A 23,617-nucleotide genomic window follows, 5' to 3' on the forward strand; every position below is an offset into this window, starting at 1 on the left:
CATGGTCGAGGGGGCGGGCGAACTGCCGGTCGCGCTCCGGGTGCTCTCCGCCGTGCTGCTGGGTATCGGCATGCTGGTGATGCTGCGGCGCATGCCCTGGGAGGCCTTCTTCGTACCCGGGCGCGCCCAGCTGTTCGTGATTGCCACGCTGTGCCTGCTCCTGATCTGGAGCCTGCGGGCGCAGACCCTCGATGGCCTCGCCCTGCATTTCCTCGGCATGACCGTCGTGACCCTGATGTTCGGCTGGCAACTGGCCATCCTGATGGTGTTTCTGGTGGTGGTGGCCCTGGGTCTGTTCGGCCTGCTGCCGCTGATGGCCGTTCCGTTGACGGTCCTGCTGGCCGGCATCCTGCCGGTTGCGGTCACCTGGGCGCTGCTGCGGCTGTCCCAGGTCTACCTCCCTGCGCACATGTTCATTTACCTGTATGCGGTCGGTTTTCTGGGCGGGGCGCTGTCGGTGGTGGCGGCCGTACTGGGTTCGGCGCTGATCTACGGGCTGTTCACCGAACTCGCCTGGCAGGATATCTACCGCGATTACCTGCGTTACCTGGCCCTGCTGGTGCTGCCGGAGGCGGTGGTCAACGGGATCGTGATCACCGGCCTGGTCATGGTGCGTCCGGAGTGGCTGGCGACCTGGTCGGACGAGCGCTACATCCACGGTCGCTGACCTGCGCAGGACCCGATATTGGCGTCATGCGGGCATTTCCCCCATTACCTTCTATGTTAATGCACCATTCAGGAAGCCCCTGCTAACGTTCGCCTCAAGACGGGGCAGACCCGTCCGGTATCGAGAATCGAGGAGACCACAAGAATGAAAACCAAGCTGTTCGTTCTGGCCGGGATTGCAGGGAGCATCCTGATGCTGTCCACCGCGGCCCAGGCCGCCGATATTCAGGCCGGTCAGTCCAAGTACCAGACCTCCTGCGCGAGCTGCCACGGCGCCGAGGGCAAGGGGCAGGCGATCTTCCCGGCGTTGGTGGGCAAGGATGCGGACTACCTGATCGACAAGCTCGAGCGCTACCGCGCTGGCGAGGAGGTCGGTGACCACACCGCGCTGATGCGCCCTCAGGCACAGGGCCTGAGCGACGACGATATCGCCAACATCTCCGCCTTTATCGCGACCGAGTTCAACTGAACCCGTCGCCCTGCCAGCGGCAGGCAAGGTGGCAAACGGGCCGGGGTTTCCCCGGCCCGTTTGCGTTGCAGGGCCCGGCGCGGGCCCCGTCTTTTGCCTGGCATGGCGGCATCCGGTAAAGTTCCGCGGTTCCGAGAGCGTGACCGATGGTCGGTCCCGCTATCCCAGAGATTCCTGCGAGGCTTCCCATGGCACAACCCGATTTCATTGCCCCGTCCATCCTCTCCGCCGACTTTGCCCGTCTGGGCGAGGAAGTCGACAACGTCCTGGCCTCCGGCGCGGACATCGTCCACTTCGACGTGATGGACAACCACTACGTGCCGAACCTGACCATCGGCCCGCTGGTCTGCGATGCCCTGCGCAAGCATGGCGTGACCGCGCCGATCGATGTGCACCTGATGGTCAAGCCGGTGGACCGTATCATCCCGGACTTTGCCCAGGCCGGTGCCAGCTACATTACCTTCCACCCGGAGGCCTCCGATCATATCGACCGCACCCTGCAGCTGATCCATGCCGAGGGCTGCAAGGCCGGTCTGGTGTTCAACCCGGCGACCCCGCTGTCCTACCTGGAATATGTGATGGACAAGGTCGACATGATCCTGCTGATGTCGGTGAACCCGGGCTTTGGCGGCCAGAAGTTCATCCCGGCCACGCTCGACAAGCTGCGTGCCGCACGCAAGATGATCGATGCCTCCGGGCGTGACATCCGCCTCGAGATCGACGGTGGCGTGAAGGCCGACAACATCCGCGAGATCAAGGCCGCGGGTGCCGATACCTTCGTCGCCGGTTCCGCGATCTTCGGCGCGTCCAGCGACTCCGACGCGAACCGCTACAACAGCATCATCCAGCAGATGCGCGACGAACTGGCCAAGGCCTGATTCGCCACGTCCAACGGAGACCGGGATGTCCCTGAAGCGCCCCCGCATGATCCTGATCGACCTGGACGGCACGCTGATCGACAGCGTGCCGGACCTCGCCTACAGCGTGGATGCCATGATGCGGGAGCTGGGTCTGCCCGAGCGTGGCGAGGCGGCCGTGCGCAACTGGGTCGGCAACGGCGTGGAGCGGCTGGTCAAGCGGGCACTGATCAATGCGCTCGACGGCGAGCCGGACCCGGACGCCTTCGAACGCGCACTGCCCGTATTCATGCGCATCTACCAGGAGAACACCGCCGGGCGCTCTCCGCTGTACCCGGGGGTGCGCGAGGGGCTGGACCAGCTGAAGGCCGCCGGTTACCGCCTGGGCTGCGTGACCAACAAGGCCGAGCGCTTCACCGTGCCGCTGCTGCGCGAAAAGGGCATCCTCGACGACTTCGAGATCGTGGTCGCCGGCGATGCCCTCCCGCAGAAAAAGCCCGACCCGGCTCCGCTGCTGCACGCGGCGAACGAGTTGGGTGTTGACCCCTCCGAGTCGCTGATGGTCGGGGACTCGAAGAGCGACGTGAAGGCGGCGCGCGCGGCCGGCTTCCAGATCGTCTGCATGACCTACGGCTACAACCACGGCAACGATATCCGCGACGAGCAGCCGGACGCGGTGCTCGATCGCCTGGACGAGCTGCCGGGCCTGCTGCCCGCCCGGGCGGCATAAGTCGATGATCGCAACGGGTCGCCCAATCGGCCAGCGAATGGGCCAGGCAGCGGGGCGATGGCGAAGCGGCGACTGATGCGTTTGCTGCCCACTCCTCCCGTCAGGAACCGTTGTGATGACCCCCGAACAGTTCGATCAGCTCGCCCGCGAGGGCTATAACCGCATCCCGCTGGTACGCGAGGTCCTGGCGGATCTCGAGACTCCGCTGTCCATCTTCCTGAAGCTGGCCAACCGGCCGTATTCCTACCTGTTCGAGTCGGTGCAGGGCGGGGAACGGTGGGGCCGGTATTCCTTTATCGGTCTGCCGGCGCGGACCCGCGTGCGGGTGCACGGTCACGACATCACGGTGGAGACCGGCGGCGCGGTGGTCGAGCAGACCACCGAGACCGATCCGCTGGCCTGGATCGAGGCCTACCAGGCGCGTTTCAAGGTCGCCGAACTGCCGGGCCTGCCGCGCTTCACCGGTGGTCTGGTCGGCTACTTCGGCTTCGAGACCGTGCGCCTGATCGAGCCGCGCCTGGAGGGCCCGGAAAAGCCCGATGCCCTGGGACTGCCGGACATCCTGCTGATGGTCTCGGAGGAGGTCGTGGTCTACGACAACCTCTCCGGGCGGCTGTACCTGGTGGTGCACGCCGATGCGACCCAGGCCGATGGCCAGGCCGTGGCGGCCACGCGTCTGGATGAGCTGGAGACCCGTCTCGGCGAGCCGTTGGTGCCCCCGGAGGATCCACCGCATCCGCATGCGGTGCCGGAGTACGTGCCGGGCTGGTCGGCCAAGGGCTTCCAGGCGGCCGTGGCGCGGGCGCAGGAATACATCATGGACGGCGACGTGATGCAGGTGGTGCTGGCGCAGCGCATGAGCGTGCCATTCTCGGCGCCCCCGCTGAACCTCTACCGCGCGCTGCGGGCGCTGAACCCGTCGCCCTACATGTACTACCTGGACCTGGACGACCATCACGTGGTCGGGGCCTCGCCGGAGATCCTGGTGCGGCTCGAGGACGACCGCGTGACCGTGCGTCCGATCGCCGGCACCCGCCCGCGCGGGCGTACCGAGGAGGAGGACCGCGCGCTGGAGGCCGAGCTGCTGGCGGACCCGAAGGAGCGCGCCGAACACCTGATGCTGATCGACCTGGGCCGCAACGACGTCGGCCGGGTCTGCGAGATCGGTTCGGTGGAGGTGACCGACACCATGACCATCGAGCGCTACTCGCATGTGATGCACATCGTCTCCAACGTGGAAGGCCGCCTGGCCCCCGGCCATTCGCCGATGGACGTGCTGCGCGCGACCTTCCCGGCTGGCACGGTCTCCGGCGCCCCGAAGATCCGCGCGCTGGAAATCATCGACGAGCTGGAGCCGGTCAAGCGCGGGCCGTATTCCGGGGCGGTCGGCTACCTCTCCTGGTCCGGCAACATGGATACCGCGATCGCGATCCGCACGGCCGTACTGCACGACGGCGAGCTGCATATCCAGGCCGGGGCCGGCGTGGTGCATGACTCGGTGCCCGAAAGCGAGTGGCAGGAGACCCTGAACAAGGGGCGTGCCGTAGTGCGTGCGGCCGAGACCGCCCTGGGCGGCCTCGGGCCCCGGCGCCACAAGGGCTGAGGGAGCCCGGAACCGTGCACACGCTCATGGCTCGGGTGCGATGGTGCGGGGGCATGGCACGGTGGTTGACCGGCGGCGATGGCGGGCGCTGGCGGGGTTCCTGGCTCCTGCTTCTGATGCTCGCCCTGTGGCTGCTGCCGACACTCGCGGCGGCGCAGATCGTGGTGCTGGTACCCGGGGGCTGGGATCGCGGCGACAGCTTTCGCCATGCCGGAGTCACCGCGGCCCTGAACGCCGCCGGGTATGCCGATGGCGGTCGGGCCCGGGCCCGACTGGAGGCCCCCTGGTTTGATCGTGCTCCGGATCCGGCGCCGCGCCAGTTTTACACCGTGGACCTGCCGGCGGGAGGCGTGCCGGCCCAACGCGCGCGTGCGCTCGGTCTGGTCGTCGAGGCCCTGGCACGGCGCCATCCGGGGCAGGAACTGGTGCTGGTCGGGCATTCCAGTGGCGGCGTCGTGGCGCGTGAGTTGCTGGTGCGCCAGCCGCACCCGGCAATCTCCACCCTGGTGACGTTTTCCGCTCCGCATGCGGGGGGCGGCTGGTCCGCCCTGGCGCGTTCGGTGACGGACGCATTGGCCGATTCCCCGCTGGGCCTGTATGCGCCCTTTATCGGGATGGAGGGCCTGCACCGGCGCGAGGGCCTGTGGGGCCCGGACGGCGCATCGCCGGACCGCGCCTATCTCGAGTGGCTGAACACGCGCGAGCACCCGCCCATACGCTACGTGTCGGTCGTACGGCTGGCGGATCCCTGGGTGGATGCCGCGAGCCAGGACATGAACCGCCTGCCGGCCCTGAGCGGGCGTGCGCAGACCCTGCCGAGCCCCGGCGGACACCGGCTGGAGGCCGCGGACGGCACGCTGCTGGCGGCGTTGCTGCTGCCGCACTGATCGTGCCACGATCCGCCAGCGCCCTTCCGGTTGCGCGGCAACCGGGCCGGGCCCGGGTTATGCTGTTCGTGTGCCCGCCCCTGGTGGTTGTGGCAGGTGCCGCCGCTCCTTCTGTCTTCTCCGGCCTGCAGGAATGTCCGCCATGATCCTGATGCTCGACAACTATGACTCGTTCACCTTCAACCTGGTCCAGTACCTGGGCGAGCTGGGGGCCGAGGTGGTGGTGCACCGCAACGACTGCATCACCCCGGATCAGATCGCGGAGCTGGCGCCGGAGGGTATCGTGATCTCGCCCGGCCCCTGCACGCCGAACGAGGCGGGGGTGTCGCTGGAGGTGATCCGGCGCTTCGCGGGCGAGATCCCGATCCTCGGGGTCTGCCTCGGGCATCAGGCGATTGGCCAGGTCTTCGGCGGTCGTGTGGTGCGGGCGCGCGAGATCATGCACGGCAAGACTTCGCCCGTTCACCACACCGGGGTGGGGGTGTTCACTGGTCTGGAAAACCCGCTTGAGGCCACGCGTTACCACTCGCTGGTGGTGGAGGCGACCAGCCTGCCGGACTGCCTGGAGGTGACCGCCTGGACCCAGCGCGAGGACGGCACCCGCGACGAGATTATGGGCCTGCGCCACCGCGAGCTGGACGTCGAGGGTGTGCAGTTCCATCCCGAATCCATCCTGACCCGACAGGGGCACGAGCTCCTCGGCAACTTCCTGCGCCGGCTGCCGCAACCGGCGTGAGGCGCACGCGGCTGCGCTTCGCCTTGCTGGTCGCGCCGCTGGCGATGCTGGCGCCGTTCTCGCTGGATACCTACCTGCCCTCGTTTCCGGCGATGGCCGCGGCGCTGGCGGTCGACGGGGCCGCGATGCAGGCCACCCTGTCGGCCTATCTGGTGGCGTTTGCGGTCGCGACCCTGATCGCCGGGCCTTTGTCGGATGCCTTCGGGCGCCGCCCGGTGGTGCTGTGGGCCCTGCTGGTCTATGTCCTGACCTCGGCCCTGCTGGTGGTCGCGGTGGAGTACTGGCAGGTGCTCGCGCTGCGTATGGGGCAGGGCCTGGCTGCGGCGGCCGGGGTTGTGGTCGGGCGCGCCCTGATCCGCGATCGTTTCGATGCCACCGAAGCGCGCCGGGTCTTCGCCCTGGTGACCATGATGTTCGCGCTCGGCCCGGCCGCGGCCCCGATCATCGGTGGCTGGCTGCAGGCCGCATTCGGCTGGCGGTCGGTGTTTGCCTTCCTGACGCTTTACGGGGTGGTGCTGCTGCTGGCGATTCGTGCCTGGCTGCCGGAGACCCTGCCACCGGTCGGGCGTGTCCCGGCACGCCTGCCGCCGGTGATCCGTGGCTATCTCGGCACCCTGCGCAACCCGGCCTTCCTGCGGCCGGCGGGGGTGCATGCCGGGATGTTCGGTGCCATGTTCCTGTTTATCGCGGCTTCGCCCACCGTGATCTACGAACATCTGGGCGGGGACGAGCGCGATTTCTGGTGGCTGTTTCTGCCGCTGGTGGCCGGGCTGGTCGTGGGCGGTTTCGTCGCCGGCCGGGTGGCCGGGGTGGTCCGGCCGCCGCAGGCCATCGTCACCGGGCTTGGCCTGTCCGGGTTGGCGCTGGCGTTAGTGGGGCTGGCCACGATCAGTGACGGCCCGGTGGCGGCGATCACACTGCCCTTTGCGCTGTACAGCTTTGCCCTTGCGACCGCGATGCCGTCGCTGACCCTGCTGGCGCTGGATTGCTATCCGGCCGCGCGGGGCATGGCCGCCGCGATGCAGGCGTTTATCCAGCTGGGCTTCAGCGCGCTGCTGGCGCTGTTCCTGGTCGATCGCCTGGACGACCATCTGGCGTGGCTGGTCGGCGCCGCGCTGGTGATCTGGGTCGCCGCCGCGCTGTTGTGGTGGAGCGGGCCGGAGGTGCGCGGTCGTCGCACCCCGGCGCGGGCGTTACACTAGCGCTCCCCATTCCCCGACAGGAGCAGCCCTGTGACCGTGCAGCAAGCCATAGCGGCCCTGATCGAACGCCAGAACCTGGACGCGGCGGCCATGACCGCCGTGATGCAGGCAGTGATGACCGGCGAGGCCACCGATGCCCAGATTGGCGGGCTGCTGGTGGCCCTGCGCATGAAGGGCGAGACTATCGAGGAGATCCGCGCGGCGGCCGGTGTAATGCGCGAGCTGGCCACACGCGTGGATGTCCCGCGGACCGGGCTGGTCGATACCTGCGGCACCGGCGGTGATGCCTCCGGCACCTTCAATATCTCCACCGCCTCGGCGCTGGTCGCGGCGGCCGGGGGCGTGCGGGTGGCCAAGCACGGCAACCGTTCGGTGTCGTCGAAGTCCGGCTCCGCGGATGTGCTGGAGCACCTGGGGATCCATCTCGGGCTGTCGCCAGAGGCGGTCGGTACCTGCATCGAGGAGGTCGGCGTCGGCTTCCTGTTTGCCCCGGCCCATCATGGCGCGATGAAACACGCGATTGGCCCGCGCAAGGAGCTGGGTGTGCGCACGCTGTTCAATGTGCTGGGCCCGCTGACCAACCCCGCCGGGGCGCCGAATCAGGTGCTGGGCGTGTTCTCCGATGCCTGGGTGCGGCCGCTGGCCGAGGCCCTGAAGGGCCTCGGCAGCGAGCACGTGCTGGTGGTGCACGCCGAAGACGGGCTGGACGAGATCAGCATCGGTGCCCCGACCCGTGTGGCCGAGCTGAAGGACGGCGCGATCGAGGAGTACACCGTGGTGCCGGAGGACTTCGGTCTGGCACGGAGCGGGCTCGACGCGATCCGGGTCGACAGCGTGGAGGCCTCGGCCGCGATGCTGCGCGGGGTGCTGGAAGGGCAGGCCGGCGCCGCCCGCGATATCGTCCTGCTGAACGCCGGGGCCGCGATCTACGCCGGGGGCGGCGCCGAGTCGCTGGCCGCGGGCGTCGGCCGCGCGGCCGAGGCCATTGACTCTGGCGCGGCCCGCGAGCGCCTGGAGCGGCTGCAGGCGACCAGTGCACGATTGACCAATCAAGGAGCAGGAACCTGATGAACGACGTCCCGGACATCCTCAAGCGGATCCTCGAGCGCAAGCGCGAGGAGCTGAAGGAACGCGAGGCCTACTGGCCCCTGCGCGAGCTGCGTGGCTGGATGGGCTCGGCCCCGGAGCCGCGCGGGTTCCGGGCGGCGCTGCAGCGTGATATCGATGCCGGCCGTGCGGCCGTGATCGCGGAGATCAAGAAGGCCAGCCCCAGCCAGGGCCAGATCAGCCCGAACTTCAACCCCGAGGCCTTTGCCCGCAGCTACGAGGAACACGGGGCCACCTGCCTGTCGGTGCTGACCGACGTGGATTTCTTCAAGGGGCGTGACGGGGACCTGCGCGATGCGCGTGTGGCCTGCCAGCTGCCGATCCTGCGCAAGGACTTCGTGATCGACCTCTACCAGGTCTACGAGGCGCGGGTGCTGGGGGCGGACTGCGTGCTGTTGATCGCCGCCGCGCTGGATGACACCGCGCTGCACGAACTGTATTTCCTGACCCGTGAGCTGGGCATGGATGCCCTGGTCGAGGTGCACGATGCCGAGGAACTCGAGCGCGCGAAGAAGATCGGTGCGGACCTGATCGGCATCAATAACCGCGACCTGCGTACCTTCGAGACGCGCCTGGAGACCACGCTGGAGCTGAAGGACCAGGTGCCGGACTCGGCGCTACTGGTCACGGAGAGCGGCATCCATACCCGCGAGGATGTGGCGCGCATGCAGGAGGCGGGGGTGAATGCCTTCCTCGTGGGCGAGGCCTTCATGCGGACCGAGGATCCGGGGCTGGCGCTGGGCCGGCTGTTCCGCGGCGAGGACTGAACCCGGGGCCCGTCGTCCGCGGTTTGCCCGCGATCGCGGTGGGCAGGCCCTTGCCAGGATGCCCTTAGCGGGTGCCGAACACGACGATGGTCTTGCCGTGGGCGGTGATCAGCCCGCGTTCCTCCAGATCCTTCAGCACGCGCCCGGCCATCTCGCGCGAGCAGCCGACGATGCGCGCGATCTCCTGGCGGGTGATGCGCAGCTGCATGCCGTCCGGGTGGGTCATGGCGTCGGGCTGGCGTGCCAGGTCCAGCAGGGTATGGGCAATGCGGCCGGTGACGTCGACAAAGGCCAGGTCCATTACCTTGCGCGAGGTCTGGCGCAGGCGGGTGGCGATCTGGCTGGTCAGCAGCATCAGGATCTCCGGGTCGCGCTGCGCAATCTCGCGGAACTGGGTGTAGGGGATCTCGGCGGTCTCGGTATCCTCGCGAGTGACGACCGTGGCCGAACGCGGATCGTCCTCGAACATGCCAAGCTCGCCGAAGAATTCGCCCTTGTTCAGATAGGCCAGGACGAGTTCATGACCGTTGTTCTCGCCCAGCACCGATACCGAACCGCTCACCACGTAGTACAGCGTGTCCGGGACTGTGCCGGAATGGATGATGGTGGTGCGCTTGCGGTACTGGCGGCGGTGGCAGTAGCCAAGGAAACGCTCCAGTGCCGGCGAGGGCTGGGACGGGCGGTAGACGAACGGGTTGTGCATGGCTTCCATGTTCACGTCCGGTTGCAGGTCGGTGAGGATGGGCGCCAGTGTAATGCAGCATTCGCGCCCACTAGACGGGGCGGGTTGGCGCGGGTCACAAATTCCGGTTCCAGGCCTCCGATTTTGTGCAGCAGGTCCGGCCTCAGTACAGTCGCCCCAGAGTATAGGCGTGGATGTTTCCATCCAACAGCAGGAAAGGACGAGCCCGATGCAGGTGAAAGTGAGATGGCTGGACCAGGTGGCATTCGTCGGCGAGACCGACAGCGGGCACGCGGTCGTGATGGATGGCGCACCGGATGCCGGCGGGCGCAATCTGGGCGCCCGGCCGATGGAGATGCTGCTGCTGGGCATGGGCGGCTGCACCAGCTTCGATGTGATCGCGATGCTCAAGAAGGCGCGTCAGGAGGTGCTGGACTGCGTGGTGACGGTGGACGGCACGCGGGCGGAAACGGTCCCCAAGGTGTTTACCGATATCCATGTGCATTTCCGGGTGTACGGCCACGGGCTGTCGGAGAAGCAGGTGGGGCGCGCGGTGGGGCTTTCCGCCGAGAAGTACTGCTCGGCATCGCTGATGCTGGGGGCATCTGCAAAGGTGACTCACGACTTCGAGATTATCGAGGGCCCGGCCCCGCGCTGAAGGGGCCCGAGCGTGGCTGCGTCGTGCACCGGCCCGGCGCGGTCTTTGCCTGGTGTTTCCCTAGTGGGCCCGGGACGTCTACAATTCGCCGCTCGCTGCGGCCCGGGCAAGAGGACACGCCATGCCTCGTCACAAGAAGCAGATCAAGCTCCACGGTTTCAATAACCTGACCAAGAGCCTGAGCTTCAATATCTACGATATCTGCTATGCCTCGGGTGAGCGGCATCGCGATGAATACATTGCGTATATCGACGAGGCGTACAACGCCCAGCGTCTGACGCAGATCCTTTCCGACGTGGCCCACCTGATCGGGGCCAACATCCTGGATATCTCGCGCCAGGACTACGACCCGCAGGGCGCCTCGGTGACGATGCTGATCTCCGAGGAGCCGGTGGCGACCGAGATGATCGGCTACACCGAGGGCCCGGGCCCGCTGCCGGAGACGGTGGTCGGCCATCTCGACAAGAGCCATATCACGGTCCACACCTACCCGGAGGCGCATCCGGAGGGCGGGATCGCGACCTTCCGCGCGGATATCGATGTGTCCACCTGTGGCCGCATCTCGCCGCTGCGCGCGCTGAACTACCTGATCCACAGCTTCGAGTCGGACATCGTGATCATGGATTACCGCGTGCGCGGTTTTACCCGCGATGTGCGCGGCAAGAAGCACTTCATCGATCACAAGATCAACTCCATCCAGGACTTCCTCTCGCGCGACACCAAGGAGAAGTACCAGATGGTGGACGTGAACGTGTACCAGGAGTACCTGTTCCACACCAAGATGGTGCTGAAGGACTTTGACCTAGACAGCTATCTGTTCGGGCTGGGCAAGGACGACTACTCGGCCAAGGAGGCCAAGCGCATCTCCAAGCTGCTCAAGCACGAGATGATGGAGATTTTCTACGGCAAGAACATGAACCGTCCCGGCTGACGCGCGGCCGCTGGCTGGCGCGGGCGCCGGGTCAGATCCAGTAGGCGGTGCGTGTCATCACGCTGGAGGTCAGCGGCATCAGCAGGTTGCGTACCGGCCAGGGGGGCGCCTTGCCGCCGAGCGCCATGGCATGCGCGCCGTGCTCGACCTCGTCCTGCTTCATCTGCTCGAGGATGCGCGCGGAGACCTCGTCCTGCGCCGGCAGGCGGTCCAGGTGCCGATCCAGGTGCCGCTCGACCTGGCGTTCGGTCTCGTCGATAAAGCCCAGGCTGTAGGCGTCGCCGGTCAGGCCGGCGAGGGCGCCCATCCCGAACGACCCCACGTACCAGAACGGGCCCAGCAGGCTGGTGCGGCCGCCGAGGTCGTGCACCCGGCGCGCGCACCAGTGCAGGTGGTCGCCCTCCTCGCGCGAGGCTTGGTCCAGATGGTCGCGGATCTCGGGGTTGCGGGCGGTCAGCATCTGTCCCTGGTAAAGCCCCTGGGCCGCGACCTCGCCGGCGTGATTAACGCGCATCAGGCGGGTGGAGAGGTCACGCTCGTGATCGTCCAGGTGCGGGCCGATGTCATCCCCGCCCGGGGATGGGCGGCCGGTCGCGCGGGCATGGCCGGAGACGACCTTCACGAACGCATCGGCCTGGCTGATGAGGTGGTCCAGCGGAGAGAGTCGGCGCATGGGATCCTGCCGTCGGGCGGTGGTTTGAGTATCAAGGGTACCGCAAGCGTGCGTCGGGATCAGCGCCTGGATTGGCGTTGCGCCAGGCGCGAGGCGAGGAAGCGCGCCGGTGACAGGATCGGCGGCCCGTCCGCCTGTGCCGCCCCGAGGGCACGCAGATGCACGCTGCAGCCGACGTTCGGACTGATAATCAGCTCTGGGGTGTCCGCGGTCAGGGCGTCCAGGGTCGCCCGGCCCAGGGCGTCGGCCATCGCCGGCTGGGTCAGCATGGCGGTTCCGCCCGCGCCGCAACAGTTCGGGGCGGCATCGACCGCGACCAGAGTGACCCCGGGCAGTTGCCCCAGCAGGCCGGGCAGGTCGCGGGCCTCGCGGGTCACGTTGCGCTGGGTACAGGGCAGGTGCAGCGCTATGCGTACCGGTGTATCGGTCCAGATGTCCGCGCCGCCGGTCTTCAGGCGTTCGGCGAGGAAGCGCGTCAGGCTGAGGGCGCGGGTGGCCAGGGCGGTATCCGGGTACTCGCGCAGGGTGGCCTCGCAGCCGCTGTCGAGCGCAACCACGGGCCGCGTGTCCGCCGCGCCAAAGGCCTCGATGTTGCGCCGGCGCAGTGCCTGCGCGGCGCTGAGCCGCCCGGTGTGCTGATCCAGCGCTCCACAGCAGGCCTGCCCGCGGGGGATCGCGACGCGAGCGCCCAGTGCGGTCAGGACCTCCAGTGCGGCCTCCAGATCCGGTCCGGTGAAGAAACGGTCCATGCAGCCGGTGAACAGCAGCAGGTCCGCCTCCTCGTCGCGCGCGGCCGGCCCGAGCCTGGGTGACGGTGCGAGGGAGTCCCGTGTGTGTGCAAGGCTGCGCTTCCAGGGGCCGTCCGGCAGCAGCCTCTCCGCACCCAGACGCGCCCCGGCGCGCGCGGTCAGCCCACCAAGCGTGCGCAGGAACGGTTGCCGCAGTGCCCGCTGCTGCAGCCGGCGTTGCCAGCGGCCCCGGTGCGGGGCTGCCCCGGGCTGCTCGTCGAGGATCTCGCGGGCACGATCGATCAGGGCGCCGAAGGGGACGCGGGCCGGGCATACGGCCTCGCAGGAGCGGCAGCCCAGGCAGCCCTCCAGATGGCTGCGCAGGCGGGGTGCCTCCGGGTCCAGGTGGCCCTGGGCAAGACCCTGCATCAAGGTCAGCCGCCCGCGGGGAGAATCGCCCTCGACACCGTGCCAGCCGTAGGTCGGGCAGTGTGGCAGGCAGAGCCCGCAATGCACGCACTGATCGGCTTCGGAAAGGCCCTGAAATCTCAGGGGTCGGTCCGATGTCCCCAGCGGCTTTGCTAGGGTCTTGCCTCCGTTTTCTTCCTGGAGGTTCTCCATGCTCGTGCGTTCGTGCCGTCCTGTTCGGTTGTCGCTGGTCTCGCTCATCCTCGCGAGCATACCAGTCTCGCAGGGGCTGGCCTGGGAGGCCGAGGGCTGGCAGTCCAGCATCGAGCTGGGCGCCTCCAAGACCACCGGGAATACCGAGTCCACCAATGCCAGCGCCCGTTTCCGCGCCGAGCACACCACGGTCGACTGGCGGAACCGGATTCGTCTGGATGCCTTCTTCCACGAAGAGGACGACGAGACCACGGGCGAACGCTACGTCGCCGGGTACCAGGCCGACCGCAAGCTGGGCGAGCACGACTACGTGTTCGGCGCGCTGCGCTACGAGCGCGATCGCTTCAGCAACTACGACTACCAGGCCTCGGCCACGGCCGGTTACGGCCGGCGCCTGATCGACGGCGAGCGCGTGCGGCTGGACGGCGAGATCGGTGCCGGTATGCGGCAGGTGCGTATCCGCACCACCGGAGAGACGGACAGCGAACCGGTCGGCCGCCTCGCCGGCAACTTCCGCTGGGATATCAGCGACACGGCCCGTCTGACCGACGAACTGCTGATCCTGACCGGCAGTGACAACACCGAGGTCGAGAACATCCTCGCATTGACCGCCGACATCTCCAGCCGCCTGTCCCTGCGCACCAGTTTCACGGTGAAGCACAACACCGACGTGGAGCCGGGCGTGGACAAGACCGACACCATCACGGACGTGGCCCTGGTCTACCGCTTCCGTTGAATGCCCGGGCCGCACGCGCTGCCACCCGTCGTTTTGCGGGCGGCAGCGTTATCATGAGCCGCAGGGATCACTGGAGACTTCCATGGGCTACTACCAGCGCCATATCTTCTTCTGCACTAACTGTCGCGAGGACGGTAATTGCTGCGAGGATCACGGGGCCACCGAGATGCGTGCCTACGCCAAGAGCCAGGCGAAGGCCATGGGCATCCACGGCAAGGGGCAGGTGCGCGTGAATACCGCTGGCTGCCTCGACCGCTGCAACGAGGGGCCGGTCGCCGTCGTATACCCCGAAGGTGTCTGGTACACCTACCACGACGAACGCGACATCGACGAGATCCTGGAAGAGCACCTCAAGCACGGCCGCATTGTCGAGCGGCTGCAGATCTGATCGGCGCGCGCCGAACTTGACTTTGTGCGGCCGTCTCCGTAGATTTCGCAACCCGCGTGGCTACGTAGCTCAGCTGGTTAGAGCACATCACTCATAATGATGGGGTCCCCTGTTCGAATCAGGGCGTAGCCACCACCGTCTTCCCGAAAGGGGCTGCCTCGTCAGCCCCTTTTTTGTGCCCGCCTGGCGGCCGCTACAGGACCTCGGTGTGGATCCGGGCGGCACCGAGGCCGATCACGCGGATGTCTCCGAGGGCCTTGCTGTAGTGCTCGTGGTGGTGGCCGTGGACGACCAGGCGAACGCCCATCTGCTGCGCCAGCCGGTCCAGCTCGGCAAAGCCGTGGTGGTGGGTGGTGGGGGCCTCGTGTGTGACCAGCACGTCGGCCGTTTGCCCGGCGAGGCGCTCGAGGTCTTCCGGCCAGATCGCCGCCGCGGAGCGCAGGGGCATGTCGTTGCGCCAGTTTGGCGGCGTTCCGGATTTCCGGACCGGGTTCAGGGCTGCCGCGTAGCTCGCCTTCGAGGGGTGCCGGGGTGGCTCCGGTGGTCGCCATACGCGGCCGACGAAGTGACCGCCAAGCCCGGCGATGGTCAGCCCTCCGATCCGGATGACCTGGCCATCAATGTTGGTGGCGATCCGCGACGTCAGCAGGCGGTCGTGGTACTCGACGCTGTCATAGTCGTGGTTGCCGGGGATATACAGCACGGGGATCGCCAGGTGCTCGATGTAGCGGTCGAGCGGCGCCTGGAGGTCGAAGTCGCCCACCATGCAGACGGCATCCGCATCCGCGTGGTGCGCTTCGATTTCGGCGATGATATCGGGGACCCGGCCATGCGGATCCCCGACGAATACGACCTTCATGGCGGTCTAGGCGGACGGCGGCTGGGCCCTGCCGGCCGCGGTGTCCACGCTGCCCATCGCACCGGCGCCGAACAGGTCGCGCATGCCGCCCAGGCTCGACAGCAGGGCGGTGCCCTCCATCGGCACGAACACGCGGTCGCCATCCTTCGCCAGATCCGGCAGCATGCCGATGTAGCGCTGGGCGATCAGGTAGTTCACGCCGGCCTTGGCGCCTTCGGGGTGGTCGCGCAGGCTGCCCACGATGAGTTCGATGGCCTCGCGTTCACCCTGGGCACGCAGCACGGCCTCCTGCTTGTCACCCTCGGCGCGCGCGATGGCTGCGTCGCGATCGCCTTCGGCGCGCCGGATTTCCGCCTCCTTGTAGCCCTCGGCTTCGCGCACGGTGGCGCGGCGGGTGCGTTCCGCGACCATCTGCTGGTTCATCGCCTGCACGATGTCCTCCGGCATGGAGATGTCGCGGATTTCGACCCGGTTCACCTTGAGGCCCCATTTCTGCCCGGCCTCGTCCATCACCGCCTCCATCTGCTTGTTGATGGTCTCGCGGTTCTCGAAGATGTCGTCCAGTTCCATCTTGCCGATCTCCGAGCGCAGCGTGGTCTGGGCGAGGGTCTGGATTGCGAGCACCAGATTCTCGGCGCCATAAACGGCGGCCTGCGGGTCCATGATCTGGTAGTAGATGACCCCGTCGATGGTCACGCCGACGTTGTCGCGGGTGACGACGGCCTGGCTGGGGAAGTCCAGCAGGATCTCGCGCAGGTCGATCTTGGTCTCGGTGCGTACGACCTTCTGCTGGCCCTCGAACTGCAGGATCGTGATCGGTCGCGGCTGATCCACGAACGGGATGATCAGGTTCAGGCCGGGGTTCAGCACCCGGTGGAACTTGCCCAGGCGCTCGATCACCATGCCCCGGCGCTGCGGGATCATGGTGATCCCCATGGAGATGAACACGCCGACCAGCACGGCCACTGCGATAAACAGAATCAGACCTTCCATTTGGCTTTTCCTTTGCGCTTACGCGCGGTCCTGGGGTTCGGGCGTCACGATTGCGGTGATGCCCTCGAAGCGGACGAGGCGCACGCGCTCGCCGTTGTGCAATACAGCGTTTTCCGATTCCGGACGGGCGGGGTAGAAGTCGCCCAGCAGGGTCACGCCCAGGCGCCCGTCACGATCCTCGACCTGCAGGATCTCGCGCCCGGCGCGAACGTCCTGGCCGGACAGGTTGCGGTCATCCCCCCGCACCCAGCGCCGGCCGACCCAGAAGACGAAGACCCCCATCACGATCATGCCGGCAATCCCGCCAAGGATCTGTCCGGTCATGTCGGCCCCGAACGCGGCCGGGATGATTGCCCCGAGTGCCCCGCCGGCCAGGATCAGCGTGACCCCGCCACCGCCGGACATCAGCCCACCGAACAGCAGCAGATCCAGCACCAGGATGGTGACGGCCAGGACCAGCCAGTATTGCCAGGGGTCCAGTGACAGAATCCAGGGGGTTGCTTCCATCGCGACGGTCTCCTTGGGTTGCGCGCGCCCGAATTCGGTGCAGGGCGGTGCAACCGTCTCACATCTGGCGCGGCGGCAATACCCTGGCGGTGGTCGATCACCCGGGACAGCGGGTATCGTCCGGGGCGTGCATGGCTGTCGCCATGCGCAAAGCCGTTACCATTGATGGCCGCAGCGCCGCTTGCGGCGGCCCTTCAGTCACCCCGATTACGCCAGGACGATGCCGATGCCCACACTCCTCGATGCGGCCACGCCGGTTACGGATACGGTGCTGACCGCGATTGCACACATGCCGACGGCGAGCCTGCCGGTCCTGATGGATGACGCCTTCGCCCGGCGCCTGCGGGATGCCGATTTCATGCGAATCGCGGTGCTGCTGGCCCGCAAGAGTCGCTCCGAAGGTGGTTGTCCCATCGGGGCGGTTATCGTGGATCACGCGAGCGGATGGATCGTGGGCAAGGGGCACAACACGCTCGTCCAGGAAGGCCACCCCTACAACCATGGCGAGACCGCTGCCATTCGCGATGCCGGCCGGATCGATTTCGGTCACACCACGCTGTATACCTCGCTCAGTCCCTGTGCGGTCTGCGCCACTCTGCTGTACATGCGCGGGTTTGCGCGGGTGGTCGTGGGCGATGTCACGAACGCCTCGGGCACGGAGCCGCTGCTGCGCGAGCACGGGGTGCGCGTCGACATCCTCGAGGATCCGCAGGGTATCGAAGACTACGCGCGCTACCGCGCAGAGCAGCCGCAACTCGATCTGGAGGACTGGCAGGGGCTGCGCTCCCACCATTCGGAGTGAATGCGCGAGCTTGGTGCCGGGGCGTACCCGGCGTGTTGCCGGGCCTTCCGGGGGTCGGCTAGACTGCGCGCCGGACCGCGTCCTGCGCGGCGCTTACCGGACCAACCTCGGACGAACCCCATGAAACGCTACGGTATCCGTATCCGCCTGCCCGAGGGCAGCACCCTGGCCATGCCGCACTTGCTGGGCCCCGACTGGGAATCCTACCGCTGGTATGACAGCGCGGCCGCTCGCGAGAAGGCCCTGGCCGACATGCAGCGCGACCTCCCGAATTACCGCAAGGGCGATCACGTCGCCCAGGTGCTCGAGCGCGTCGAACGCGACGCCTGAGCACTACCCCGGCGACGCCCGCTTCCTGCGGGCGTTGAATCATAGGGTCAGCGGCTCCATCAGGTAGCACAGACAGTCCTGTGCGATCACCCGGCTGTCCAGCGTCAGCATGGACGGCATGGCCGGGCGCCGGAGCCGAATTTCCTGGCCGACCCGTTCCAGATACTCCCCGGTGACCTCGGAGCCGTCTTCCGCGATTGCGAGCAGCGGATCCTCCGCATCCGCGTGCGCACGGACCAGCCGCGATCCGGCCGCCAGCAGCTGGAAGTTGAGGCTGTCGAGGTCGGGTTCCAGGCGCACATCGTTGTGGGCGTCGAGCCCGGCCTGCAGACCCGGCCGCACCCGGACCTGCGCCACGGTGTGGAAGATCTCGATGGCCCCGCTGCGCGGCGGTTCCGTCGCAAAGTGGTCCAGGTGCAGGACCGCGTCGATCATCTCGCGCGCGTGATCCACGCCCGCCGCATCCCCGGGATGGCCGCATTCCAGGGTCACGGCGGGTGCGATCCGCGCCAGCGCCATGGAGGCCACCCCGCGGGGGCGGGTGAAGTAGACCACCGTGCGCCCGAACAGCGCGGCGAGATTCAGAAACGGCGTGTCCAGGCGGTTGATGCAGGCGTAGTGCGGATTGCGCCCGGTGTTGTTGTGTAGGTCGATCGCGGCAAACAGGCCGCGCGCCTCCAGGCGCCGGCACAGCTCGGCGAAGGTTTCCGCCTCGCGCGAGCCGCCCTGTTCCGTCCCCGGCCAGATGCGGTTGAAATCCGGCTGGTCGTCCAGGTGCCGCTGGTTCAGCGCGGCCGCCTGCGGGTTGCCGACCACCAGGGTGAGTGCCCGCGGCAGGGGGCGCCCGGTGTAGTGACGCAGCAGGGTCTGCACCGCATGCAGGCCCACCGGCTCGTTGCCGTGCAGCAGCAGGACCACGGCCACGGCGGGTTCGCGCTGTCCCGCGAGGTGGATCAGTGCCGGCCCGGGCACGCACTGGTGCAGGGTCTCGGGGGTGGCCTCGAGAAAGCCGTCGGGTAGTTCGAAGTATTCGCGGATGTCGCTCACGGTTGTCCTACAGTCCCCAGGTGTGTACGGGTTCGCCGGTGCTCTGCCAGCCGCGGTAGGCGCTCACCAGGCCGGGCCAGTCGCGGCCGTGCCGGGCGACCCATGCGCGCTGCCATTGCGCCCCGGTCTGGCGGTTCTCCACGCGCGCGGCGATCACCGCCAGCAGGGCGTCGCGTTCGCCCGCGTCGATCCCGAGGCGGTCCAGCCCGGCGACCGCCTGCGGCAGCAGTTCACGCAGGATCCGGCGCGGGGCCGGGACCGGGTCGCCGTCGTCCCAGTGCAGGCGTGCCTCCAGGCCGTAGCGCGCCGCATTGTAGAAGTTGTCCCGCGCCGCGGAAAACGGCAACGCCGCGGTGGCGGTTGCCGACTCCGCGACCAGATGCTCGATCAGGCCGAGGGCAAAAGCGGTGTTGGCCAGCATGTCGGTCAGGGAGGGGCCGGCGGGCAGGCAGCGAAACTCCAGGCGCAGGCTGCGGCGGCCGTCGCCATCGCAGCCGATAATCGGCCGGTTCCAGCGCCAGATGGTGCCGTTGTGGAAGGCCAGGTGGGGCAGCTGGTCGGGCGGGTCCTCCAGTGCGACCGGCAGCAGCACGGGGAAGTGCTCGAGGTTTTCCGTGAACAGCTCCCCGATGGAGTCGTGCAGGTAGCCGGTGCCGAAGGTCACGCGTCGAATGGGGCCGCGCGCGGAGGCGGCAAAGCCGCCCACCTCCACCGCCTGCTCGAACAGCGGGATCCGGCTCTCGGCCCACAGGTCATGGCCGAAGATATAGGGCGTGTTGCCGGCGACGGCCAGTACCGGCGCCGCGGCCATCAGGGCGGCGTTGTAGGCATGATGGGCGATGTCCGGCCGGGTCTCGATATGCACCTGGAAGGAGGTCGCAGCGGCCTCCAGCATCACGTCCGAATGCCGGTGCCGGAGGTGTTCATGGCCGACGATATCCACCTCGAGCGGGCGCTGCTCGCGCTGTTCGAGGATCGCCGCGTTCAGGGCCCGGTAACGGGCCTGGTGCGACATGTGCTGGAGCCCGAGGTCCGCCGGTTCCAGGGTCGGCAGGCTGCCGGCCATCAGCAGGCCGGCGCCGGAGTGGCGCGCGGCGCGTCGCGCCTGCTGGAGGGTGGCCTCCAGTTCATCGCGGATGGCGCGAAAGCAGCCCGGCCCGGCGCGGAACACGCTGCTGTTCAGTTCGACATTGAACTGCGCGAGTTCGAGCGTGGCCAGCGGGCTGGCCATGGCCTCCAGGAAGGCATCGTTGACCGCCAGCGGTCGCCCGTGGGAGTCGCACAGCCAGGCCTCGATCTCGAAGCCCAGGCGTGGTGGCGGGCTGGGGCCGGGGGGCGGTTGCGATTGTGCCAGCCAATCCAGCAGTCGCGCGGTCTCGTCGGCGAGGGCCGCGCGAAAGCGCTCGTGATCCGCCTCGCCGAAGTGCTCCTCGCGGATCTCGCGGCCCAATGGTCTAGTCCTTGTCCTGATCTTCGTTGGACGCGTCGTCGGGGGTGTCGTCGTACAGGCTTTCCAGGAGGTCGCCCCAGATCTTCTCGTGGTGCTCGACGAACGCCAGCAGGGTCTTGCGGAAGGCGAGGTAGTCGGCCTCGAAGGCTGCGAAGTCGGCCCCGCCGTTGAGCAGCTTGGCTGCCCGGTCGGTCTGCTGCAGGCTGTCGCGCAGGTTGAGGCTGGCGGCCATCGCCCCCTTCACGCGCTCGCGTTCATGCGGGATCCAGGCGCGGTCGGACAGCAGGGAACGCAGATTCTCGCCCAGTTCCAGCAGGCGTTTGCGCAGGCGCGGCACGGCCCCGATGGTCCCGGTCTTGAGCTCGCCCCAGACCGCCTGGGTGATCAGGTGCGACCAGTGTTCGCGCAGCGCGCGCACCGTGTCCGGGTCAAACGCGAACGCGCGCTCCAGTTTTTGCGGATCGAATGGCATGGCGTATCCTGAGTGCACAGGTGCGGGATGCGCGCGGGGCGCGGGGCCGGAATAGCCCGGTGCCCCGTAGCGTCCTACAGGGTACAAGAACAAGCAAGGCCGCACGTACGGCCTGCGGATGGAGGAGACAACATGGCGACCTGGTTTGCGCAGCGCAGGCTGCGCCAGAAGGTTTGCGACCTGCGGCCACAGATGTACCGCATGGCATTTGCGTGGTGTCACGACGCGGCGCTGGCGGATGATCTGGTGCAGGAGGCGATGATGAAGGCGCTGACCCGCCTGAAGTCATTGCAGGACGAGAGCGCCCTGAAGGCCTGGGTGTTCCGGATCATGACCAACTGCTACCGCGACTGGGGGCGGCGGCAGAAGGACACGGTGGATGTGGACAGCATGGAGCTGTCCTGCGAGGACTGCCCGGAGCAGCAGACCGAGCGCAACCGCATGATTGCGGATGTCCACCGGGCCATGGCCCAGCTCAGTACCGATCACCGACAGGTGGTCGCGCTGGTTGACCTCGAGGGCTTTGCCTATTCCGAGGTCTCGGAGGTGCTGGATGTACCGATCGGCACCGTGATGAGCCGTCTGAGCCGGGCTCGGGCGCAGTTGAAGAAGGTGCTGCTGGAGCAGCAGGCCGACACGGGGAAAGCGGCCGATGCACCCTATCTCAAGGTAGTGAGGAATCGGCATGTCGAATGATCGACTGAGCGCGAAGAACCGTCCCAGCGAGGAGATCCTGAATGCCTTCGTGGATGGTGAGTTCTCCCCGGAAGACCGGCTGTACACCCTGAAGACGATTGCCTCCAGTGAGCATCTGAGCCGCGAGGTGTGTGACATGCACCAGCTCAAGGAGCTGGTCAGCATGGCCTACGAGGACGTGCCGGCGGGGCAGGCCAGTGGCGGCGGCCGCTGCCGGCTGTCGCGCGGCGGACGCTCGGCCTGGTTCCCTTCGGTGGCGGCCGGGGTGCTGGCACTGGTGATCGGCTCGCTGGGCGGCTACGAGATCACCCGCGACGCCGGCCTGTTCAGCGGTTCGTCCGCGCAGCTCTCCGGGCAGGAGCCCGGGGCCCCGGCCCGGGTGGCGGCGGCCGACGATGACGCCGGCGGCGCGGCCGCCCCGCAGCAGATCTTCTCGGCCACCAAGACCGACCAGATCCTGCTGCACATCAACGAGGCGGACAGGCGCGCGATGGCGGAGCTCCTGGACGATATCGAAAGCATGTACCGCGAGGCGGCCTCCCAGGGTCGCGAGCTGAACGTCCAGGTGGTGGTGCATAACAACGCGATGGACCTGCTGCGTGCCGACAGCGCGCCCTACCCGGAGCGCGTGGCGGACATGGCGCAGGACTACCCGACGCTGCGTTTCACCGCGTGCGCGCAGACCCTCAATCGTTTGGCGCGCGAGGAGGGCGGGTCCGTGGATATCCTGCCGCAGGCCGAGCTGATTGATTCCGGCGTCGCCGAGGCGGCTCGCCGTCAGGCCGAGGGCTGGATCTATATCAAGGTCTGACCCGGCCGTTCCGGCGCCCATGGATACGCACGAACGCATGCAACGCCCCGGCTGGCTTCTGGCCGGGGCGTTTCTGTTAATGCTGGTGGCCGGCGGTGCGAGTGCCTTGTTGTTCGCTGCGGTGGCCAAGGCCCCTGCCGCGGACGAGCCACTGCGGGTCGTTTATCACATCAACACCGATGACCTGGAACTGCACCTCAATGCCCTGCGCAATTTGCAGAACCATATCGACGGGACCCCGGGCGAGCAGGCGCTGCGGATCAAGGTGCTGATGCATGGCAGCGGTATCAGCCTGCTGCAGCATGCCCGTTCCGATCCGGATCTGCGCAGCACCGTCAACACCCTCAAGCTGCAGGATGTCCGCTTCCTGGTCTGCGGCAATACGCTGGCGTCGCGGGGGCTTGCGCGCGAGGATCTCCACGAGGTGGAAGAACGCGACGTGGTGCCCAGCGGTATCGTCGAGCTGACTCGCCTGCAGCGCGCCGGATACACCTACATCAAGCCCTGAGAGGGGCCCGCGCTGGCGGGCGTTAGCGTTGCTGCAGATCCGCGTTCAGCGCCGCCAGCCGTTCCGGGGTTCCGATGTCGCGCCAGTCGCCGGTGTAATGTTCGCCGGTGACCTGGCCGGCTGCGATGGCCTGGCGTAGCAGCGGGGCCAGGGGCTGGCGCCCCGGAGGCAGGCCCTGGAACAGCCGCGGGTCGTACCATCCGATGCCGCTGAAGGTATGCCGCGTGCCGCCGTCCACCAGTACCTGTTCCCCCCGTAGCCCGAAATCGCCCGCGGCATGGTGCCCGGGGTTGTCCACCAGCACGAGGTGCGCCAGGGGTGCGGCCGCGCCAGTCGCCCGCATGCTGGCGGGCGGGGTCAGCGGGTGATCGCACCAGACATCGCCATTGATGACCAGAAATGGCGCGGCGCCCAGCAGGGGCAGGGCCTGGCGGATACCGCCGGCGGTTTCCAGGGCACCTTCCGGTTCCGCTGAATAGCGGATCCTGACCCCGTGCTGTTGGGCACCGAGGGCGGCACGGATCTGCTCGCCGCGATAGGCCAGGTTGATTACGGCCTCGCGATAGCCGGCGGCGGCGAGGCGCGCCAGGGCGTGTCCGATCAGCGGCCGCCCGGCCACCTCCAGCAGGGGCTTGGGGCAGTGGTCGGTCAGGGGGCGCATGCGTTCCCCGCGCCCGGCCGCCAGGATCATCGCGCGCATC

29 protein-coding genes and 1 tRNA gene are annotated in these 23,617 nt (G+C 67.9%); 20 read left to right on the forward strand and 10 right to left on the reverse strand.

What is annotated here, in order from left to right; translation table 11 throughout:
* Position 1: 1 nt before the first annotated feature.
* From D000_RS0101600 to trpC, 10 genes are all read left to right on the forward strand, one after another.
* Entirely contained in the window at positions 2-667 is a 666-nt protein-coding gene (locus D000_RS0101600) for an energy-coupling factor ABC transporter permease (RefSeq protein WP_018871803.1), read from the forward strand.
* 144 nt (positions 668-811) lie between these two features.
* Positions 812-1,135 (forward strand): cytochrome c, encoded by a 324-nt coding sequence (locus tag D000_RS0101605; protein ID WP_018871804.1) that lies wholly within the window; start codon positions 812-814, stop codon positions 1,133-1,135.
* A gap of 188 nt (positions 1,136-1,323) precedes the next feature.
* Positions 1,324-2,013, forward strand: coding sequence for a ribulose-phosphate 3-epimerase (rpe, locus tag D000_RS0101610; RefSeq protein ID WP_018871805.1), 690 nt, complete (start codon positions 1,324-1,326; stop codon positions 2,011-2,013).
* A 25-nt stretch (positions 2,014-2,038) separates the two neighbouring features.
* Positions 2,039-2,722: a phosphoglycolate phosphatase gene (locus D000_RS0101615; protein ID WP_018871806.1), complete on the forward strand. Its 684-nt coding sequence runs from the start codon at positions 2,039-2,041 to the stop codon at positions 2,720-2,722.
* Positions 2,723-2,837: 115 nt separating this feature from the next.
* A complete protein-coding gene (gene trpE / locus D000_RS0101620) occupies positions 2,838-4,325 on the forward strand; it encodes an anthranilate synthase component I (protein ID WP_018871807.1) in 1,488 nt (495 codons plus the stop codon).
* Between the two features lie 53 nt (positions 4,326-4,378).
* Positions 4,379-5,212, forward strand: a complete 834-nt coding sequence (locus tag D000_RS0101625) for a triacylglycerol lipase (protein ID WP_051074926.1) — start codon at positions 4,379-4,381, stop codon at positions 5,210-5,212.
* Between the two features lie 142 nt (positions 5,213-5,354).
* On the forward strand, positions 5,355-5,948 hold the full coding sequence (locus D000_RS0101630) for an aminodeoxychorismate/anthranilate synthase component II (protein WP_018871809.1): 594 nt from the start codon (positions 5,355-5,357) through the stop codon (positions 5,946-5,948).
* Positions 5,945-7,150, forward strand: coding sequence for a multidrug effflux MFS transporter (locus D000_RS0101635; RefSeq protein ID WP_018871810.1), 1,206 nt, complete (start codon positions 5,945-5,947; stop codon positions 7,148-7,150). Before D000_RS0101630 ends, D000_RS0101635 begins: the two co-directional genes overlap by 4 nt.
* Before the next feature lie 30 nt (positions 7,151-7,180).
* A complete protein-coding gene (gene trpD, locus D000_RS0101640; protein WP_018871811.1) occupies positions 7,181-8,218 on the forward strand; it encodes an anthranilate phosphoribosyltransferase in 1,038 nt (345 codons plus the stop codon).
* Positions 8,218-9,024 (forward strand): indole-3-glycerol phosphate synthase TrpC, encoded by an 807-nt coding sequence (gene trpC, locus D000_RS0101645; RefSeq protein WP_018871812.1) that lies wholly within the window; start codon positions 8,218-8,220, stop codon positions 9,022-9,024. The genes trpD and trpC overlap by 1 nt, the downstream gene beginning before the upstream one ends.
* 64 nt (positions 9,025-9,088) lie before the next feature.
* Here trpC and crp read toward each other — a convergent pair whose 3' ends face one another.
* Positions 9,089-9,736, reverse strand: coding sequence for a cAMP-activated global transcriptional regulator CRP (gene crp, locus D000_RS0101650; protein ID WP_018871813.1), 648 nt, complete (start codon positions 9,734-9,736; stop codon positions 9,089-9,091).
* Between the two features lie 199 nt (positions 9,737-9,935).
* Here crp and D000_RS0101655 point away from each other — a divergent pair, with 199 nt between their 5' ends.
* Together D000_RS0101655 and speD are read left to right on the forward strand one after the other, a co-directional pair.
* On the forward strand, positions 9,936-10,364 hold the full coding sequence (locus D000_RS0101655; protein WP_018871814.1) for an OsmC family protein: 429 nt from the start codon (positions 9,936-9,938) through the stop codon (positions 10,362-10,364).
* Positions 10,365-10,485: 121 nt separating this feature from the next.
* On the forward strand, positions 10,486-11,295 hold the full coding sequence (speD, locus tag D000_RS0101660) for an adenosylmethionine decarboxylase (RefSeq protein ID WP_018871815.1): 810 nt from the start codon (positions 10,486-10,488) through the stop codon (positions 11,293-11,295).
* 31 nt (positions 11,296-11,326) lie between these two features.
* Here speD and coq7 read toward each other — a convergent pair whose 3' ends face one another.
* Together coq7 and D000_RS0101670 are read right to left on the reverse strand one after the other, a co-directional pair.
* Complete coding sequence (gene coq7 / locus D000_RS0101665; protein ID WP_018871816.1) at positions 11,327-11,968, reverse strand: 2-polyprenyl-3-methyl-6-methoxy-1,4-benzoquinone monooxygenase; 642 nt, start codon at positions 11,966-11,968, stop codon at positions 11,327-11,329.
* Between the two features lie 59 nt (positions 11,969-12,027).
* Entirely contained in the window at positions 12,028-13,317 is a 1,290-nt protein-coding gene (locus D000_RS0101670) for a (Fe-S)-binding protein (RefSeq protein WP_081616620.1), read from the reverse strand.
* Between D000_RS0101670 and D000_RS0101675 the strand changes: the two genes are divergently transcribed.
* From D000_RS0101675 to D000_RS0101685, 3 genes are all read left to right on the forward strand, one after another.
* Positions 13,316-14,053 (forward strand): YdiY family protein, encoded by a 738-nt coding sequence (locus tag D000_RS0101675; protein ID WP_026279681.1) that lies wholly within the window; start codon positions 13,316-13,318, stop codon positions 14,051-14,053. The two genes, D000_RS0101670 and D000_RS0101675, sit on opposite strands and share 2 nt — an antisense overlap.
* An 82-nt stretch (positions 14,054-14,135) precedes the next feature.
* Positions 14,136-14,441 (forward strand): ferredoxin, encoded by a 306-nt coding sequence (locus D000_RS0101680; RefSeq protein ID WP_018871819.1) that lies wholly within the window; start codon positions 14,136-14,138, stop codon positions 14,439-14,441.
* A 58-nt stretch (positions 14,442-14,499) separates the two neighbouring features.
* Positions 14,500-14,576, forward strand: a tRNA-Met gene (locus tag D000_RS0101685).
* Between the two features lie 58 nt (positions 14,577-14,634).
* On the opposite strand, the gene D000_RS0101690 is transcribed toward D000_RS0101685, so the two are convergent.
* Genes D000_RS0101690 through D000_RS0101700 form a run of 3 tightly spaced genes read right to left on the reverse strand, consistent with a single transcriptional unit; the run spans position 14,635 to position 16,800 of the window.
* Positions 14,635-15,300: a metallophosphoesterase gene (locus D000_RS0101690; protein ID WP_018871820.1), complete on the reverse strand. Its 666-nt coding sequence runs from the start codon at positions 15,298-15,300 to the stop codon at positions 14,635-14,637.
* 6 nt (positions 15,301-15,306) lie between these two features.
* Positions 15,307-16,293, reverse strand: a complete 987-nt coding sequence (locus D000_RS0101695) for an SPFH domain-containing protein (RefSeq protein WP_018871821.1) — start codon at positions 16,291-16,293, stop codon at positions 15,307-15,309.
* A gap of 18 nt (positions 16,294-16,311) precedes the next feature.
* The gene (locus D000_RS0101700) at positions 16,312-16,800 is read right to left on the reverse strand and encodes an NfeD family protein (RefSeq protein WP_018871822.1); all 489 of its coding nucleotides are present in this window, start codon (positions 16,798-16,800) and stop codon (positions 16,312-16,314) included.
* 226 nt (positions 16,801-17,026) lie between these two features.
* Here D000_RS0101700 and D000_RS0101705 point away from each other — a divergent pair, with 226 nt between their 5' ends.
* Entirely contained in the window at positions 17,027-17,602 is a 576-nt protein-coding gene (locus tag D000_RS0101705; protein ID WP_018871823.1) for a nucleoside deaminase, read from the forward strand.
* Between the two features lie 120 nt (positions 17,603-17,722).
* Positions 17,723-17,932 carry a hypothetical protein gene (locus tag D000_RS0101710; protein WP_018871824.1) on the forward strand — a complete coding sequence of 70 codons (210 nt, stop codon included), beginning with the start codon at positions 17,723-17,725 and terminating at the stop codon, positions 17,930-17,932.
* Between the two features lie 39 nt (positions 17,933-17,971).
* Here D000_RS0101710 and D000_RS0101715 read toward each other — a convergent pair whose 3' ends face one another.
* The 3 genes from D000_RS0101715 to D000_RS0101725 are packed head-to-tail and all read right to left on the reverse strand — an operon-like array spanning position 17,972 to position 20,901.
* On the reverse strand, positions 17,972-18,979 hold the full coding sequence (locus D000_RS0101715; RefSeq protein WP_018871825.1) for a M14 family metallopeptidase: 1,008 nt from the start codon (positions 18,977-18,979) through the stop codon (positions 17,972-17,974).
* 7 nt (positions 18,980-18,986) lie between these two features.
* On the reverse strand, positions 18,987-20,429 hold the full coding sequence (locus D000_RS0101720; protein ID WP_018871826.1) for a glutamate-cysteine ligase family protein: 1,443 nt from the start codon (positions 20,427-20,429) through the stop codon (positions 18,987-18,989).
* A gap of 4 nt (positions 20,430-20,433) precedes the next feature.
* Positions 20,434-20,901, reverse strand: coding sequence for a hypothetical protein (locus D000_RS0101725; protein ID WP_018871827.1), 468 nt, complete (start codon positions 20,899-20,901; stop codon positions 20,434-20,436).
* 132 nt (positions 20,902-21,033) lie between these two features.
* Here D000_RS0101725 and D000_RS0101730 point away from each other — a divergent pair, with 132 nt between their 5' ends.
* From D000_RS0101730 to D000_RS0101740, 3 genes are read left to right on the forward strand one after another with little or no spacing between them, the layout of a single operon-like run.
* Complete coding sequence (locus tag D000_RS0101730; RefSeq protein ID WP_018871828.1) at positions 21,034-21,597, forward strand: RNA polymerase sigma factor; 564 nt, start codon at positions 21,034-21,036, stop codon at positions 21,595-21,597.
* Complete coding sequence (locus tag D000_RS0101735; protein ID WP_018871829.1) at positions 21,587-22,408, forward strand: hypothetical protein; 822 nt, start codon at positions 21,587-21,589, stop codon at positions 22,406-22,408. The genes D000_RS0101730 and D000_RS0101735 overlap by 11 nt, the downstream gene beginning before the upstream one ends.
* Positions 22,409-22,427: 19 nt before the next feature.
* Positions 22,428-22,916: a DsrE family protein gene (locus D000_RS0101740; RefSeq protein ID WP_018871830.1), complete on the forward strand. Its 489-nt coding sequence runs from the start codon at positions 22,428-22,430 to the stop codon at positions 22,914-22,916.
* 22 nt (positions 22,917-22,938) lie between these two features.
* On the opposite strand, the gene murU is transcribed toward D000_RS0101740, so the two are convergent.
* Entirely contained in the window at positions 22,939-23,616 is a 678-nt protein-coding gene (murU, locus tag D000_RS0101745) for an N-acetylmuramate alpha-1-phosphate uridylyltransferase MurU (protein WP_018871831.1), read from the reverse strand.
* Between the last annotated feature and the right edge of the window lies 1 nt (position 23,617).

Source organism: Thioalkalivibrio sp. ALJ16 (assembly GCF_000377345.1).
Classification (GTDB): domain Bacteria; phylum Pseudomonadota; class Gammaproteobacteria; order Ectothiorhodospirales; family Ectothiorhodospiraceae; genus Thioalkalivibrio.